This is a genomic window from Candidatus Clostridium stratigraminis, from assembly GCF_045310675.1.
Taxonomy (GTDB): Bacteria; Bacillota; Clostridia; order Clostridiales; family Clostridiaceae; genus Clostridium_AT; species Clostridium_AT stratigraminis.
Window position 1 is genome coordinate 150898 of the sequence record NZ_JBJHZZ010000003.1, and the last position, 12818, is coordinate 163715.

17 protein-coding genes are annotated in these 12818 nt (G+C 32.9%); all 17 read right to left on the minus strand.

Annotation, left to right across the window (positions count from 1 at the left end):
* Nucleotides 1–78: 78 nt before the first annotated feature.
* Nucleotides 79–924 carry a flagellin N-terminal helical domain-containing protein gene (locus ACJDUG_RS07405; RefSeq protein WP_406769253.1) on the minus strand — a complete coding sequence of 282 codons (846 nt, stop codon included), beginning with the start codon at nt 922–924 and terminating at the stop codon, nt 79–81.
* 154 nt (nt 925–1078) lie between these two features.
* Nucleotides 1079–1423 (minus strand): hypothetical protein, encoded by a 345-nt coding sequence (locus ACJDUG_RS07410; RefSeq protein WP_406769254.1) that lies wholly within the window; start codon nt 1421–1423, stop codon nt 1079–1081.
* A 67-nt stretch (nt 1424–1490) separates the two neighbouring features.
* Nucleotides 1491–3293: a flagellar filament capping protein FliD gene (gene fliD / locus ACJDUG_RS07415; protein ID WP_406769255.1), complete on the minus strand. Its 1803-nt coding sequence runs from the start codon at nt 3291–3293 to the stop codon at nt 1491–1493.
* Nucleotides 3294–3325: 32 nt separating this feature from the next.
* Complete coding sequence (gene fliS / locus ACJDUG_RS07420) at nt 3326–3712, minus strand: flagellar export chaperone FliS (protein ID WP_406769256.1); 387 nt, start codon at nt 3710–3712, stop codon at nt 3326–3328.
* Between the two features lie 27 nt (nt 3713–3739).
* Nucleotides 3740–4012, minus strand: coding sequence for a hypothetical protein (locus ACJDUG_RS07425; protein ID WP_406769257.1), 273 nt, complete (start codon nt 4010–4012; stop codon nt 3740–3742).
* A 24-nt stretch (nt 4013–4036) separates the two neighbouring features.
* Nucleotides 4037–4414 (minus strand): flagellar protein FlaG, encoded by a 378-nt coding sequence (locus ACJDUG_RS07430; protein ID WP_406769258.1) that lies wholly within the window; start codon nt 4412–4414, stop codon nt 4037–4039.
* A gap of 133 nt (nt 4415–4547) precedes the next feature.
* Nucleotides 4548–4760: a carbon storage regulator CsrA gene (gene csrA, locus ACJDUG_RS07435; RefSeq protein ID WP_406769259.1), complete on the minus strand. Its 213-nt coding sequence runs from the start codon at nt 4758–4760 to the stop codon at nt 4548–4550.
* A 54-nt stretch (nt 4761–4814) separates the two neighbouring features.
* The gene (gene fliW, locus ACJDUG_RS07440; protein WP_406769260.1) at nt 4815–5240 is read right to left on the minus strand and encodes a flagellar assembly protein FliW; all 426 of its coding nucleotides are present in this window, start codon (nt 5238–5240) and stop codon (nt 4815–4817) included.
* A gap of 70 nt (nt 5241–5310) precedes the next feature.
* Nucleotides 5311–6378 carry a flagellar hook-associated protein FlgL gene (flgL, locus tag ACJDUG_RS07445; protein WP_406769261.1) on the minus strand — a complete coding sequence of 356 codons (1068 nt, stop codon included), beginning with the start codon at nt 6376–6378 and terminating at the stop codon, nt 5311–5313.
* 28 nt (nt 6379–6406) lie between these two features.
* Nucleotides 6407–8317: a flagellar hook-associated protein FlgK gene (gene flgK, locus ACJDUG_RS07450; protein ID WP_406769262.1), complete on the minus strand. Its 1911-nt coding sequence runs from the start codon at nt 8315–8317 to the stop codon at nt 6407–6409.
* 23 nt (nt 8318–8340) lie between these two features.
* Nucleotides 8341–8751 (minus strand): flagellar protein FlgN, encoded by a 411-nt coding sequence (locus tag ACJDUG_RS07455; protein ID WP_406769263.1) that lies wholly within the window; start codon nt 8749–8751, stop codon nt 8341–8343.
* A gap of 1 nt (nt 8752) precedes the next feature.
* Nucleotides 8753–9028 (minus strand): flagellar biosynthesis anti-sigma factor FlgM, encoded by a 276-nt coding sequence (locus ACJDUG_RS07460; RefSeq protein ID WP_406769264.1) that lies wholly within the window; start codon nt 9026–9028, stop codon nt 8753–8755.
* 187 nt (nt 9029–9215) lie between these two features.
* Nucleotides 9216–10328 carry a flagellar motor switch phosphatase FliY gene (gene fliY, locus ACJDUG_RS07465; protein ID WP_406769265.1) on the minus strand — a complete coding sequence of 371 codons (1113 nt, stop codon included), beginning with the start codon at nt 10326–10328 and terminating at the stop codon, nt 9216–9218.
* A complete protein-coding gene (gene fliM, locus ACJDUG_RS07470; protein WP_406769267.1) occupies nt 10321–11316 on the minus strand; it encodes a flagellar motor switch protein FliM in 996 nt (331 codons plus the stop codon). The genes fliY and fliM overlap by 8 nt, the downstream gene beginning before the upstream one ends.
* A 19-nt stretch (nt 11317–11335) precedes the next feature.
* Nucleotides 11336–11737 carry a chemotaxis protein CheW gene (locus tag ACJDUG_RS07475; protein ID WP_406769268.1) on the minus strand — a complete coding sequence of 134 codons (402 nt, stop codon included), beginning with the start codon at nt 11735–11737 and terminating at the stop codon, nt 11336–11338.
* Between the two features lie 74 nt (nt 11738–11811).
* On the minus strand, nt 11812–12174 hold the full coding sequence (locus ACJDUG_RS07480) for a response regulator (protein ID WP_406769269.1): 363 nt from the start codon (nt 12172–12174) through the stop codon (nt 11812–11814).
* Between the two features lie 39 nt (nt 12175–12213).
* Nucleotides 12214–12813 carry a chemotaxis protein CheC gene (locus ACJDUG_RS07485; protein ID WP_406769270.1) on the minus strand — a complete coding sequence of 200 codons (600 nt, stop codon included), beginning with the start codon at nt 12811–12813 and terminating at the stop codon, nt 12214–12216.
* Nucleotides 12814–12818 lie beyond the last annotated feature (5 nt).

A 12818-nucleotide genomic window follows, 5' to 3' on the forward strand; every position in this document is an offset into this window, starting at 1 on the left:
CAAATCTTTTCCTTTAGCTGCTAAAAAGGAGTCAAAGTTATTAGCCTTGACTCCTTTTTAAAATTTTCTATCATTCAATTATCTTAATAATTGAAGAACTCCTTGAGGTTGTTGATTAGCTTGTGCAAGCATTGCTTGAGCAGCTTGGCTAAGAATGTTGTTCTTAGTGAAGTTCATCATTTCTTTAGCCATATCTACGTCTCTAATTCTTGATTCAGCAGCCTGTAAGTTTTCAGATGAATTATCAAGATTAGCAACTGTATGCTCTAATCTGTTCTGATAAGCACCTAATAATGATCTACCAGAAGATACACTTTCAAGTTCTGTATCAATAGTAGTTATTAATGCAGCTGCTGTTCCAGCATCAGCTACATCTGTAGCACCCAATCCACCAATAGCAGTTTCAGTAGCTGTTAAGTCTATACCTGCAGTAGCGAAATTTAAAGTCATATTCTGATTTTCATTAGCACCTACTTGAAGAATTACAGAACCAGCTCCATCACCAGCTGTTCCGTCTAATAGATTTTGTTTGTTGAATTGAGTTGTATCCTTTATTCTTGTAATTTCTTTTCCTAATTCACCAAGCTCTTGTCCTATAGCATTTCTATCAGCAGTTACGTTTGTATCGTTAGCACCTTGAACAGCAAGCTCTCTCATTCTTTGAATTATTGAATGAACTTCGTTTAAAGCACCTTCTCCAGTTTGGATCATTGAGATCCCATCCTGAGCATTTCTTGAAGCTTGATCTAATCCTCTTATCTGTCCTCTCATTTTTTCAGAAATTGATAGTCCAGCAGCATCGTCTCCAGCTCTGTTAATTCTTAAACCTGAAGAAAGCTTCTCCATTGCCTTACCTGATGCTGATGTATTAGCCATCATCATTCTGTGAGCATTCATAGCATTAAGATTGTGATTAATTATCATAATAAATTCCTCCTTGAATTTAGCTGGGCATCCTTGCCCTATTATTTATAGTTAAGCTTTAAATTATTAGCTTACTATCAAAAGAATTAAGTAATTACTTATACTTCTATATTCGTAGTCCTCTTCATTTACTTTATAGCTTTTTATAAATTTTTTAAATTTTTTTACTAAAAATATTGGATTTTTGAAACGCAGCTTTATTATAGCTGTTAGCTGCAGTTTTATTTATTTCTATAGTATCTATATTCTGTCTTAATTCTAGCATTTTTAACTTAAGCATTTCAGAAAGCTTTTCATCTAAAGCTTGAAGCTCAAATTCCTTAGCAATAGCTTTACAATCTTCTTTAGCAGGTTTCATATTACTAATTGTGTCTAATGTATTCTGCCTTCTTAAGATAAAGTTTTGTGTAGAATCAAAATCATTATTTTGCAAACTAGTTATACAGTCTAATGTATATTCTTTGAATTCCTCAAATCTCTTTATCAAATCCTGTTGCATTAAACTTCTCCATTCACATTATATTAATTTTTAGACCCTCACTAATACAGTGAAGGTCTCTACTTTTTTAATTTCCTGAAAGCATATTAGTCATTTGTGACTGCTGAGCATTAAGTTGATTCATTGCAGTCTCAAGCTTGGAAAACTGCTGATAGTACGCCTCTTGCTTTGCGCTCAACGTGTCATTCATTTTATTTATTAATAGCTGTTGATAATAAATTTGATCAGGTAATGTATTAGAACCAGCACCGCCAGTTATACTATAATCTTCCTGAAAATTGGCATACTTTGTTAATATTGCGCTATTTAATGTAGTTCCAATCATGCCTACATTATCCTTTAATATACTATTAATTCTTTGGAAAATACCAGATTCATTATAATTAACAGTCTTGTCTGTGCTTGTAGAAACGTTATTGAAAAGTTTCATAAGCTGATCTCCATATTGGGCTATAGCATTATTAAGCTTTTTATCATCTACAATTGATATTTTCCCTCCATCTTCATAGTTACTAGAAGTATCTATACCTATAGCTCCAGAACCATAGTTTCCAAAATTCAGGGCAGTTATTTTATTGCCATTGCTATCCTTTAAAGGAGTAGTAAAAGCTTGCCTTAAACTAGTAAGTAAGTTCTGAAGATTTGTATCATTTCGTAATATTCCTTGCTGTGCCTTTGTGTTCCAGGCAGCAATATCGGAATCTTTCATTGAACTTTTTTGCGCATCTGTTAAAGGAGGATAATTCTTATCCTTTTTTTCGCCTAGTTTTGTCTGTATTTCATCAACTATAGCATTATATTTATCTAAAAAGTCTTTAATTTTATCGTGAAGCTTTTGAGTATTTTGTGTAATACTAAAGGTACTATCTGAAGCTGATATAAGATTATAACCAATTCCATCAATAGCAAAATTATTTTGCGAATTTGTATATTTTGTTGGTGTTCCTCCAGGAGGAGTTATATAAACTAGTGCATCTTTAGCTTCTATTTTATATTTATTATCAATAGTATTGTCGGTCATGTCACTAGTTACAGAATTTGTAGTTCCATCTCCAAGATTAAGGGCTTGAAGCAATTTGCTTATATCCATGTCGTTACCATCTGCATCCTTCAAGACATTTCCATTCTGATCTTTTGGAACTTCAATACTTAAGCTAGTTTTTTCACCTGTTTTAGAAGTTTGGATTGAAAAAGCACCAGTAAGTTCACTGTATTTTGCTGTAACAGCATTGCCTGTTGCTGTATTTATTTGTTTTGCAAGATCCGATAAGGTAGTTGAAGCATCTACAGTAATAGTTGCAGCAGATGGCTTTCCATCTCCATTATTGTAGTTTATAGTAAAACTATAGGAATCTGAAATTCCTAAATCTGATAGCCTTGTGTTAGCAGCTGCTTTAGAACCATTACTTCCTAGTATTGGGTCACCACTTTTTACCCCTGCAGCTTGTGCCAAATTTCCATCTTTTACTCCTGTTAAAGGGTTAGTAAAGGAAACTGAGTAGGTTCCAATCTGTGCTCCTATTCCTGCTGAAACTGAAATAGCAGAATTATATACATCTGCCATATTTACATCAAAAGCAGAATAATTACTAGCTGATAAAACACTAGTATTTGTACTAGTTATATCAAAAAATGAGCTTTGCAAATCCTTTATATCTTTAATAATACCCTGATACGCTTCTTGTTTCCATTGAATAAGCTGCTGCTGCTGCTTCAATTTATCTAATTTCGTCTGTTCCGCAGCCATCATTTTCTTTACCATTGCATCAACATCAAGTCCAGTTGCCATTCCTGTTATTCTTAATAACTGACCACCACCGGCACCTGTCATTCCTGATGGTGTACTATAACTCCCTGATACGTCACTCATTAAGTCCACCAACCTTTCTTTAAAATTATTTATTACTTAATATTTTTTGATATGTTGTAGGCTTCATTCCAGGTTTCTCTTATATCTTCTATCAGTGGAATAACTTCATCAATTATTTTAATATCCTTTTTTATATTTGCATCACTAAGTCTCTTTATAATGAACTCATATAGCTCAACTATATCCTTACCCCAGTCTCCTGTATTTGTCAAATCAATAGAAATAATTAATTCATAGAATATGTTTTGTGTTTTAATAAGAAACTCATGCGCTTTTTTTACATCATTATCTGAGATAGCTTGTCTAGCTATTTTTGAAAATCTTACTGCACCGTCAAGGAGCATTAGCAGCAGTTGTTCCTTGGAAGAGTAGTTTACGCTATTATTCTTGTAAACGTTATAAGCATTGCTCCCTACCATTTTTCCACTCCTTTATATACTTCATTATCATTTTTTTACATCTAGTAAGGTTCCCTTTGTTGTTGTTACCTCAGTTTCTTCCTTATAGGCTTCTATTTCTAATTCCTCCGCCTTAGTTGCATCGATTAATAGTTTTTTATTACTGGTAGTTTGGCTACTGCTCTTCCCCGGACTGCTGTCTTCTCTTTCTTTGTTTTTGTATATAGAAATATTCTCATAGCCGTGAATTATACCTTCTTTAGCAGCCTCATTTATTTCTTTTCTGCGCTCTGTGTCTATTTTATTGACTTTATATTCCATGACACATATCTCCTAAATAAAAACTTATGCCTTCTTATCGAATAAAACTCCAACTAATTCACACATTTTCGCTACCATATCTAAAATCTTTTTTGGAGGAAGTTCTTGAATAACATCTCCAGTTTTATCATCGACAATTTTTATCATGACATCTTTAAATTTATCATGTATCTCATATTCTGCATGAGATTTGTTGTCTTCTAGAAACATATTAATTTTATCAATGGCTTTTTCAATTTCTTTTTCATTTGCCCTAATTAAATTATCATTGTTAACTACATTTTTGTCAGCCACTTTTTTGCTGTCTGGGTAAGTAGAAGTATTTTGCTTTGCTGTGTTATCTATCCCATTACTCACGTTTAAAGAAACTTGTCCTCCTTGACCTAACGCCCCAATTTCCATATTAATCCTCCTTGATTTCTTCTACTACACTAAATATTTTTTTGCACTTAGCTTCTAGTAATCCATTAAATGCTTATATAAATCATTGACCCACTTAGCTTCTAATGCATAATCTACATAAAGCTGTTCTTAGCTATTTTAGCTTTTTTAAAATTTCCATATTGAAATTTAGTGCATTTTTATTTTCTTCCTCTACTTCCTTGTAAAGTTCTTTTCTAAGTATGGCAACATTTTTAGGTGCATCTATAGAAAGCTTTACAGAACCTTCTTCTGTTTTAACTACTGTGATTTCTATATCCTCACCTATTAAAATTGATTCTCCTTTTTTTCTAGTAATAACTAACATAAATACTTCCTCCAGATAGATAACTGTATGTTTAGACAATATCTCCTAATTAGACTATCCTTTAAATAGGGGCTGTCTTATAAAATAACTTTCATTATTCAATATTATTTGTTCCCCTAATTTTGCATTTATATTTATAATAAATGGTGCCTTAAGGTTTATAGTTATATTTTCTAATTTAGAACTTAAAGTCACTGTATTTAAAACTAAGACGTCCTCATTTGAAGTAATTCCTAATTCTTTAAGTTTTTCATCTGTTAACTCAAATTCATAATCTTTAAATTGTGTAAAAGGTGATGTTAAAATTAAACCTATTTTATCATCTTCAATGGAGTGAAGTATATTAAACATTTCATTTTCTTCTGCAGAAAACAAAATAAATTTCTTAAGGCCCTCAAAGCCAGGAATGCCCTTGTTAAAGTTGATAACATCATCTTCCTTATATTCTTTAATACCATGGTACTTCGTATTTAGCTTCATTTTATTCACCTTATCTCATATTTATCTTCATATAAATCTTCATCCTCAATTAGGAGAGACTTACATCATTTTACTTTAAGAAGTCCAGCAAGGTAGGCTGTATTACCCTTGCACTTGTTTGCAGAGAAGCCATATATACAGTTTGCATGGTAGCATACTCCATAGTTTTTTGAGTAATGTCTATATCTTCAGTTTTTGAAAGTATAGAAGTTAAATTAAAGTTCTCATCTTGGTTTTTTGAAGCTGAATTTTCCATCCTGTTTTGTTTTGCTCCAACTTGGGATCTAATCTTTAATAAGTTATTTATTGTATCCGTAATACCTTGTAAATCATTGTTAGGGAGTTCTGATGTTGCAGCAGCAGGATCTTGTACCCAATTTGTCCCATCATAAACATTCCCATCAAGATGCTCTGTAATACCTTTTAATATACTCCTAAGATCACAAGCAGCTCCACTTTCATTATTAAACTCTAGAAGGTCTCCTGCAGTAACATTATATTCCATTGTCACACCTTGAGAAATTTCTACAGTCATCTTTTTATTGATTTTGTTAAGTTCAATATTGTAGTTCTGAAGGTCAGTTATATATAGTGGATCAGTAGGGCCAGTATATTTAGGATCAGAGGGATCAGGAGCAGTTGCATTATAATCGATGCCTTTATTAACTAGATTGCCTAAATTATCAGGTATCGCTATAGTTGCAACTGGCTTAGTTGAGGTACTTGTACCTCCAAAAACATATTTACCATCATAATTTGTATTTAATATTTGAGTAAGCTCATCTATTCTTTGGTTAATTTCATCCTTTATAGACTGTCTTTCACTGGAACCATAGGCTGCATTGCCTGCAGAAACAAGTAGCTCCCTTACCTTTTGAAGTACATTCCCAGCTTGGTTAAGTGCTGTATCTGTAGTATCCAGCCAATTTGTTGTATTGTTAATATTTTTATTATACTGCTCATTTGCGCTAATATCAGTTGTAAGCTGCATTGCCCTAGCAACCTTCGCAGGATCGTCAGAAGGTTTATTTATTTCCTTACCGGAAGTCATTTGCTTTTGAAGCTTTTGCATATTTTGTAAGTTTGTATTCATATCAGCTAAGAAACTATTTGAAAGCATTTTATTAGTAACTCTCATATCTTCACCTCAATAGTATATTTGTATTTTATTTCTTCAAACCATTTACTACAACATCCAACAGCTCATCACAGGTTGCTATTATCTTCGCATTAGCTTGATAGGCATGCTGATATTGAATTAAATTAGCCATTTCCTCATCTATAGATACTCCTGAGACAGAATCTCTTCTTTGCTGAAAATCTGCAAGGAGGGTACCTTGATTTTTCACAATTCTTTGAGCCTGGGCTTCTTGTACCCCTAGTCCATCCACCATATCCTTAAAGTAGTCTTCTATTTTTATACCACCTGAACTGCTTACGAAATCAATAGCATTTCCATTTACAGTGATGCTGTTTCCACCTTTAGTTGAATCAAAAATGTCTGCTCTAGTTGTATTTGTGTTAATTGATTGTATTAAAATAAGCTTGTCTTTAAGCTGTGCCACAGCTAAGGCTCTATAACCATCATTAACTCCATCTAAGTTATTTTCCCCTTCAGTTGCAAACATATCATCATTTAGTCTTGTTTTTAGCTGCATAACATTATCTATTAGCTGCTTGCTTACTGAGATATTAGCTGCAGTAATATCTTTTTCACCTGCAAGGGCATTATCTAGATTTGTTGTATCTGAAGGATCATATAATATATTTTTTGAATTACTTTGTGTATATTTTGCTGTATCACTATTTACAAATAAAGGCATATAATCCTTTGTCTGAATATTGACTGTACTTCCATCCGCATTAGTTCTAATTCCACTGCCGTCAGTTACTCCGCTAAGCACTGCATTTACTGAAAAAGCAAGAGCCTTTGCAATACTGTCTAGCTGATCCATGTAACCATCAATGTCTGCTTGAACAGATGAATAGCCTTTTAGTTCTCCATCAGAAGGAGTAAATAATGTGGCATTTGAATATGACCCTGTACCTATTGAATTTCCGGCTGAATCTACTGCTTTTATTTGATTTCCATTTGAGTCAATTGCTATTCCGCTATTATCCGCCCAAATTACCCTATTTTCATCTAATGCCTTGAATTCATCTGGGGATAAAGTAACGCCAGTAATTGTTACTGCATTAGCCTCGGTACTTTTATCGCCAAATTTATAATATTTAATATCATAGGTTATATTTCCTGATGCATCAGTATTTTTAGTTATACTATCCACATAGGACAATCTTCTCTCTTGCTCTGGATTTATAGCTTGAATTAAATTTGAATTAGTAGGAGCAATTGAATTTACAGGGCTAACATCTTGGCCCTCAAAGTTTTTCTTATCTATATTTATGTTGAACTTGCTGCTTAGCTGATCTAGAAGTAAATCCCTTCTATCCATTAAGTCATTTGGCATTTGGCCAGCTACCTTAACGCTTATAATCTGCTGATTAAGCTTATCTATTTGATTTAGTATATCATTTACTTCAAAAACTGTATCCTTAATGGTAGTTTGTGCATTATCTTTAAGCTTTTGAAGTTGAGTTGCTGTATGGTTCAGTTCATCTGCAAGAGCTGAAGCCTGTTGTATAACTATTGTTCTGGAGTTTGAACTTGCAGCATCTGTAGAAAGATTTTGCCAAGACTGAAAGAATTTTCCCATAAGGCTAGATATTCCAGTATCACTAGGTTCATTGAAAATAGTTTCTATTTCGCTTAGAAACTTATCCCTTGCAGTATACTGTCCTTGAGTACTTGTTTCAACTCTTACCTGATAATCAAGAAAACTGTCTCTGATTCTTTGTATGGCCTGTATTTGTGCTCCTGTTCCTAACTGCCCCGGAGCAGCAGCATTATTTACAGAAGGCATACTAAAGGGTCTTGTTGTTTCTATTATAGCCCTTTGTCTTGAATACCCATCTGTATTTGCATTTGCAATATTATGTGAGGTAACGTCAATAGCACCTTGCTGAACTGCCATTCCCCTTGTGCCTATATATAAAGTTGAAAATAATCCTGACATCTCTTCACCCCTTATTATCTTTTCTATTTGTAAACTTTTCCAAAAGAGTTATAGGTTTTTGGACTTCTCGATGGATTCAAAATATTTAAAATCCTATTTGTAAAGCTTAGGCCTTGTTTTATTAAAAGTTCATTTGTATCTTTTTGAAGCTTAGTTTCTTCAATTATTCTTCTAAGTTTTCTATAATTATCTTCTAAGGCTTCCTCCTTAGCTTCATAAATTACTTCACCCATTGACCTACCCTGAGTTATTTCTCTTCGTTTTACTTCCCATTCAGCTACTTTTCTGTTATAGATATCTATTTCCTTAACACAATTCTCGAGAGTAACTGCGTCACTTTCAATTAAACAGACGTGCTGTTTTTCAAGTACCCTTAGAAGTCCTTCCATTGCTTGGAGCTCATTAACTAAAATTATATTTAATTCCTTCTTCAAGTTAAACTCCTCTCCCTTTGATTATATCTATCATCTTCTTAGCAGTTAAGTTTGAATCAGCCTTATAAGTTCCTTGAGAAATCTGATTTCGTAGGCTCTCTATTTTCTCAGGTGAATTCTCGCAGCTGCCATCTACTCCCAAGGTACTTAAGCTTTTACCTAAAGAAGAAATTTGTATTGAATCACTGCTGCTTTTTACAGTACCCTTATCGTTATTTTTTTTGTTATTGCAGTATAAATTCACTACCTTATTTAATGATGCTCCATCTATTTTCATAAATACACTCCTTTTAGAAATAACAATTAGATTTATTGCTTATCTTTAAGATGAACTTTAAATTTATTGTTAATCCATATTTATAAGCCGTAAATCCTTATATATGTAATATCTAATTTTATTATCGTATATAATGAAATAAAATTTATACCTGGATAAAAAAAGAAATAAAGCATACACTTTATTTCTAGTTTGATAATGATTTAACTCTATCTACATTGCTAACTATGTTAGTTATTCTCACGCCAAAATTCTCATCTACTACAATAACTTCACCATAAGCCACAATTTTGCCGTTTACTAATATCTCAACAGGTTCCTCAGCCATTTTATCCAATTCTATTAGAGAACCTGTACTTAGATTCAAAATGTCTTTTATGCTTTTTTTAGTTCTTCCAAGTACAACTGATACTTCAAGTGGAACATCTAAAATTAAATCAATGTTCTTTGGCATCCCTTGTAATGATGATGCAAGAGGCTGAAAGGAAGCTTTTTGAACCTCGAATTCTTTCTCTGCTTTGACTTCTCTTACACCTTGAGGCTCTGTGAAGTTATCAGCCTTTTTAGAAACTGTTTCTTTTATTTGAGTTTCAATTGGCTTTTCTTTTATAGGTGATTCTTTTTCAGCTTCGCTTTCATTTCCCATCATTATTGAAACTATTTTTTTAGCTGTATCTACAGGAAGTAATTGCATTATAGTGCTGTCTACTAAATCTCCAATAGTAAGTCTAAAGGATATTTGTACAATACTATCATTTTCATTAATATTAGTTGTGAGCTCCTTAGTACCTTCATCCCATATTTTTGCATTAGGTGGTGATATATTTACTTCCCTTGCAAACATAGTTGCCATAGATGTTGCTGCGGAGCCAATCATTTGATTCATAGCTTCTAAAACTGCGCTTTCTTCAAGTTCTGATAGCTCCTTTGAATCAGTCTTTCCGTCACCGCCCATCATTAAATTGGCTATTATGGCTGCATCAGTTATCTTCATAACTAAAAGGTTTTCCCCAACTATACCGCTTGTATACTTTACTTCTAAAGCAATATTAGGTACTTCAAAGCTATTTCTTAAGCTTGCTAAAGTGCTGATTGAAACCACAGGAGTAGTTATATTAACCTGTTGATTAATTATGGTAGAAAGAGCTGTAGCTGCTGAGCCCATTGAAATATTTCCAATTTCACCAAGTAGATCCTTTTCTATTACTGAAAGATTTTCCTCATTAATCGGCTTTGAACTTTCCATTCCTCCACTAAGTAGAGAATCTATTTCTTCCTGCGAAAGAAATCCATTACTCATAGCTTTCCACATCCTTATCTATAATATCAAGTATTTGAATTCCAAGATTTTTTCCTATAGTGCCAGGCTGAGTTAAATAATAGTTTTTATCCTCAATAAATAGCTTTATAGGGTTACTGCTTTTATTATCTAAGGCTATTACATCTCCTACAGTTAACTTTAGAAAATCTTCTACGTTTATATGAGTGCTTCCTAAGATTGATGTTAGTGAAACTTTAACTATATTTAGCCTATTTCTAAGTTTTTCTTTAGATTCTAGTAAGAGTTCTTCATTACTTTCTTGTATCCAATAATTAACTACTAACTTATCGAGAACTTTTTCAATGCTTAAATAAGGTATACAAATATTGATAAAGGTATTAGTTTTATTCATTTCTACTGAAAATGTTATAAGCGCTACAGGTTCAGTAGGTGCCATGGTTTGATTAAGTGCCGGATTGGTTTCCAGGCCTTCTATTTCTGGTTCAACAGTCATTACATCTTCCCAGGCAAGCTTCATATTACCTATTAGGCCGCTGTTAAGATGTCTTACTATGTTTTTATCAATATCAGTGAATTCTCTCATTTTATATTTTCCTGTACCAGTACCACCAAGAAGTACATCTATAATTTGAAAAACAAATTGAGGATTTGTTTCAAAAAGGATGGAGCCAGTTAGTGGAGGCATTTTAAAAACAGTTAGTATCGTTGGATTTGGTACAGAATGAATAAATTCTTCATAGGTTATTTGTTCTACAGATTCAATTTTGACCTTTACATTACTCCTTACTTGGGCAGTAAGATAATTAGAAATTATTCTTGCATAATTATCATGAATTAGCTCAAGTGTCCTTATGTGCTCCTTAGAAAATTTTTGCGGACTCCTAAAATCATAAGGTTTTATTTTTTGCTTATCTTCTTCCTTTGGAAGCTCCTCTGGCTTTAATTCCCCAGAAGATAAGGCAGACAGGAGAGCATCTATTTCATTTTGTGATAGTACTTCTGCCATACATTCCCCTCATTTCTTTCTAATTTGAAATAAGCTTATTTATATCTATAAGTGTCACTATTCTATCCTTAAAGTTTAATACGCCTTTTATGTAGGATTTTTTTCGTTCTGATTCAATTTTTTCAATTATGTCTTCTTCAATCTCAAGTACTTCATCAACTTCATCTACTGTCATTCCAACTTGCTCTTCATCAACTTCTAAAATTATGATATTATTTTGCGAGCTATTATTTTTTTCAATATCCACTAATAAATTAATATCTAGAAGTGAAATAATGTTACCTCTTAAATTAATTAGCCCTTTGATGTATTTTGGAGCCTTAGGCACCTTGGTAATCTCCATAATATCATTAATACTTTGAACCTTAGAGGTTTCTACTGCAAACTGTTCATCACCAATTCTAAATATAACTACTTGCACTCGTTTTCCCCCCTTACTTAAAATATCTGACAATACTTACCATGAAAAATCTAAAATTGATTATATAGTGTTTTTTAACCCACAACTTTTCTTATTGCTTCTAAAACTCTATCTGGCTGGAAGGGCTTAACAATAAAGTCTCTAGCTCCTGCTCTAATAGCATCCATTACCATAGTCTGCTGTCCCATGGCACTGCACATAACTACTTTTGCTGCAGGATCAAAAGCTTTTATTTCCTTAACTGCCTCTATTCCATCCATATCTGGCATAGTTATGTCCATAGTTACTATATCTGGTTTTTCCTTTTTGTATAGTTCTACGGCTTTTATGCCATTATTCGCTTCTCCAACAATTTGAAATCCATTTTTCTCTAGAATATCCTTTATCATCATTCTCATAAAAGCAGCATCATCAACAATCAAAACTCTTGAAGCCATTTTATATCCTCCTCATAATACATATAATAAATTATAATTTTAATAAATTCCTAGGGCATTTAAAATTTTATCTAAAGAACCAGGCATTGGAATATAGAAGAAGCTTCCGCTTATTCTCGAACCTGACTCTAAAAACATTGTCTCTATATCAAGTACAAAATCTTCATATTGTCCCGATTCTATATAGGTTGTAGATAGTATTGCACCTAACATATCATTGCTGACAGCAGGTACTGAGGGCATAATTAATAAATTGGTAAATCTAGCAATTGCATTCATAAAAGAGCTGGAAATAATATTTCCTATTTCGCATAGCACTGAATTCCCCATGTCACTTATTTCTTCCTCTTCTATTCCTGTAAGAGTATTAATAATATTTAAGGCTACATCCTTTTCAAATACAAATAATATATTTCCTGGTGTATCGCCAAGTACTCTTACGATTATGCCTATAACTTCTTCCTCTCCTTTTATTTTAGAGAAAATAGATTCAAAGGGCACAATATTTATAGAAGGTACTGTCATATCAACCTTCTTGTTTATAAGCTGTGAAAGGGCTGTTGCTGCATTTCCAGCACCAATGTTGCCTACCTCCTTTAATGCATCTAATTGTACCGGGTTAAAATTAAATAATTCCATTGCTC

Bases quoted from the DNA above. Each gene is read 5' to 3' on its own strand.
- fliM (WP_406769267.1), bottom strand. From the start codon at position 11,316: ATGGCAGAAGTACTATCACAAAATGAAATAGATGCTCTCCTGTCTGCC.
- fliD (WP_406769255.1), bottom strand. From the start codon at position 3,293: ATGAGTGACGTATCAGGGAGTTATAGTACACCATCAGGAATGACAGGT.
- ACJDUG_RS07430 (WP_406769258.1), bottom strand. From the start codon at position 4,414: ATGGAAATTGGGGCGTTAGGTCAAGGAGGACAAGTTTCTTTAAACGTG.
- fliW (WP_406769260.1), bottom strand. From the start codon at position 5,240: ATGAAGCTAAATACGAAGTACCATGGTATTAAAGAATATAAGGAAGAT.
- ACJDUG_RS07425 (WP_406769257.1), bottom strand. From the start codon at position 4,012: ATGGAATATAAAGTCAATAAAATAGACACAGAGCGCAGAAAAGAAATA.
- ACJDUG_RS07405 (WP_406769253.1), bottom strand. From the start codon at position 924: ATGATAATTAATCACAATCTTAATGCTATGAATGCTCACAGAATGATG.
- fliY (WP_406769265.1), bottom strand. From the start codon at position 10,328: ATGAGTAATGGATTTCTTTCGCAGGAAGAAATAGATTCTCTACTTAGT.
- ACJDUG_RS07460 (WP_406769264.1), bottom strand. From the start codon at position 9,028: ATGAAAATAGATGGAGCATCATTAAATAAGGTAGTGAATTTATACTGC.
- ACJDUG_RS07485 (WP_406769270.1), bottom strand. From the start codon at position 12,813: ATGGAATTATTTAATTTTAACCCGGTACAATTAGATGCATTAAAGGAG.
- ACJDUG_RS07480 (WP_406769269.1), bottom strand. From the start codon at position 12,174: ATGGCTTCAAGAGTTTTGATTGTTGATGATGCTGCTTTTATGAGAATG.
- ACJDUG_RS07410 (WP_406769254.1), bottom strand. From the start codon at position 1,423: ATGCAACAGGATTTGATAAAGAGATTTGAGGAATTCAAAGAATATACA.
- flgL (WP_406769261.1), bottom strand. From the start codon at position 6,378: ATGAGAGTTACTAATAAAATGCTTTCAAATAGTTTCTTAGCTGATATG.
- csrA (WP_406769259.1), bottom strand. From the start codon at position 4,760: ATGTTAGTTATTACTAGAAAAAAAGGAGAATCAATTTTAATAGGTGAG.
- flgK (WP_406769262.1), bottom strand. From the start codon at position 8,317: ATGTCAGGATTATTTTCAACTTTATATATAGGCACAAGGGGAATGGCA.
- fliS (WP_406769256.1), bottom strand. From the start codon at position 3,712: ATGGTAGGGAGCAATGCTTATAACGTTTACAAGAATAATAGCGTAAAC.